This window comes from Actinoplanes sp. NPDC026670, from assembly GCF_040638175.1.
GTDB lineage: Bacteria > Actinomycetota > Actinomycetes > Mycobacteriales > Micromonosporaceae > Actinoplanes.
The window spans coordinates 1-2793 of the sequence record NZ_JBEZXU010000157.1 but is presented as its reverse complement, the minus strand read 5'-3'; the positions used below and the strand labels follow the sequence as shown (position 1 = coordinate 2793).

General features: G+C 72.4%; 1 protein-coding gene and 1 pseudogene. Both read left to right on the top strand.

Translation table 11 applies throughout. The features are described from left to right. A pseudogene (locus AB0E94_RS52635) lies at positions 1–899 on the top strand (hypothetical protein); the annotation flags it as partial. 100 nt (positions 900–999) lie between these two features. Continuing rightward, on the top strand, positions 1000–2793 hold a 1794-nt coding region (locus AB0E94_RS52630; RefSeq protein WP_360344465.1), incomplete at its 3' end, for a hypothetical protein.

Genomic DNA, 2793 nt, shown 5'->3' with positions numbered 1-2793 from the left:
GGCCGTTCGGCCGCAGCAAGACCCCGGGCGGCAGCAAGACCCCTGGTGGGGGCAGCAAGGCCCCGGGCGGTGGCGGCAAGCCTCCGGCCAGCGCAAAGACCCCGGGCGGCGGTGCGAAGCCGGCCAGCGACGACGGCGGGAAGAAGTCCAGCGACGTGGGACGTAAGGCCGCCAAGGCGGCGGGCGGGGCGGCGCTGCTGGGCCTGCTCGGGCTGGCCCGGCCCAAGACCAAGAACAAGGACGACAAGGCCCCGGAGACCGGTGAGCAGAAGCCGGGCAAGGACGACCCGGCGAAGACGGCCCAGGCGCGGCCGGCGCCGGGTGGGCACCGGCCGGAGACGGTGATCGACGTCGACCTGGACGACATCACCGTGCCGGGTGGCCGGTCGGGCAGCTCGTCGAGCGGCCCGTCGGCATCAGCTCGCCGCTCGACGCCGCGTACCGCTCCGCCGCCCTTTGACCCCGGTCCTCCCGCTGGCAGCGAGTGGGTGGACCGGCCTGAACCGATGTCGCTGCACAGCACCGCGCACCACCACCAGACCCCTGTTTCCCACCTTGGAGGACCAGAGATGAGCACCATGACCGACATCGACCAGGACGCGATGCGGGTGGCGAACCGTTACGCCGAGATGGTCGAGAAGGCGCAGACGCTGACCGAGCGGGCGCGGGCCTGCCGCGACGCCGCTGACCAGTACCGGCGTGACGCCCGGGCCAACCAGGAGTCGGCCGAGAACCACAAGCAGGCGTCTCGCACGATCAAGGACCCCAACGTGGCCCACGGGCACGCCGTGGCGGCGCGGGACGCGGAGGCGGAGGCGGCGCGGGAGATCCTCGCGGCCCGCTTCTACGAGCAGCAGGCCGAGGAGTACGAGGCGCAGGCCCGCTCCATCGGTCACTGACCGCACACCCGCGCGGGGGGCCGCGCCGCACCTGGTGCGGCCCCCACCCCTTCCGGAACCCGCAGTACCAGGCAAGACAGCAAGCGAAGGAGCAGCGTCCGTGACGAAGCGGCGAGCAGCAGGCATCGAGTGGAAGACGTTCTGGGCCGTGGTCGCGCCGTTCATCAGCGCGGTGTGGGTGGCGGTGTGGCTGGTCACGGGCTCGCCGGTGTGGATGGCGGGGCTGGCCACGGCGGTGCTGGCGGCGGCGGCCGCGTTCGGCGCGCGAAAGTTGGTGCAGATCAGCCCGATGTTCGCCCGGCTCAGCTCGGCGTCGAAGTCCCGGGTGGTGGGTTGGCTGGTGGCGGGGGTGACCGTCTACGCCGCCTGGTCGACCCTGGCGGTGTCGGTGCCGCAGATGTGGCCGGTGTGGGCTCTGCTGCTGCCGGCGTTGGGCGGCATCACGTGGGTGATGGCGCGGGCGCACGAGTACCTGCTGCGGTACGCGCCGCCGCCGGCCGCTCCGGCGCAGACGGCGTTGACCGCCACCGCCCACGCCACCCTCGCGCTGACCAGCGAGGACCTGTCGGGCCCGCGTGAGGGTGAGCCGCACCTGGCGTGGCTGCTGCGCCTGGCGGTGCGCCGCGCCGGGCTGGAGTGGCTGCGCGTGTCGAACCCGCAGATGGTCGGCCCGGCCGATGCGCCGTTCGGCGCGAAGCTCGAAGCGTGGGCGCCCATCGAGCTGCGCCGCGTGGTCAACGGCAAGGTGCGCATCGAGCAGGCCCCGCGCCTGGACGACCACGACGCCCGCCGCATCGCCCTGGCCCTGCGTGACATCACCCGCCGCGACATCGCCCCTGACTGGGTGTCCATCAGCGAGGACAGCAACCGGGTTGGCGTGTACACGATCCAGGCCAACACCGAGGACGTCATGAAGCGGATCCGCCCCTACACCGAGCGCGTCGACGAGCTGGTCGACGCCGCCGGTCGGCCGATCTGGCGGCGGCTCGCGGAGCCCTCGTACGCGCTGTGGGGCATGGACGGCATGCCGATCGGCGTCGACGTCGCCCGCCACGCCTGGATTCTCGGCGCGACCACCGGCGGCAAGAGCGCCTTCATCCACCGGGAGTGGGCCGACGTGACCCGCTGCGAGGACGCCCTGATCTGGGTGGCCGGCACTCGCAAGCTCTACGACCTGGTCGGACAGTGGCTGGAGCCCTACCTCGGCACCGATGTGCGCCCGCCGCTGGACTGGGTCCGCGCCGACGCCGAGGGCGTGCTGCAGATGCTCATCGCCGTGATGGAGATCGCCCGCTGGCGCCAGGACCAGCCCTTCTCCGCCCGCCACAACTTCAAGAAGATCATCGTCTACATCGACGAGGGTAGCTTCGCGCTGAACACCAAGAACAAGGTGCGCTACGACGGGGCGGAGGTCACCGCCGGCGACATGTACGCCGAGTGCACCAAGGCCGTCGCCTCGGCCGGGATCTACCTGGTCGCGGCCACCCAGCGCGGGGTGCACCACCAGTTCGGCGACGCCGGCGGCGACGCCAGCGCGAACATCGGCCGCGAGATCGTGCTCATGTCCGGCGACGAGCAGGAAGCCGGCCGGGTCACCGGCAACTACAAGCTGCCCCCGCTGCGCCACCGCGGCGAGTGCTACGCCCGCCTCGGCGACGGCGACCCGGTCCGCGCGAAGATCGAGTACGTCCAGACCTGCGACCCCAGCAAGCCGGTCCTGCACGACGGCCCGAAGGTCGACGAGATTTCGTGGAATCGCCGCTTCCACCAGCGGGAGCTGGACGCCGGGTCGGCGCAGGCCGCCGGCCCGATCTACGCCGGCCGCCACCAGCTCGTCACCGACGACTACCTGGCCGACCTGCGCAGCGCCCGCGCCCGCAGCAAGAAGCCGCAG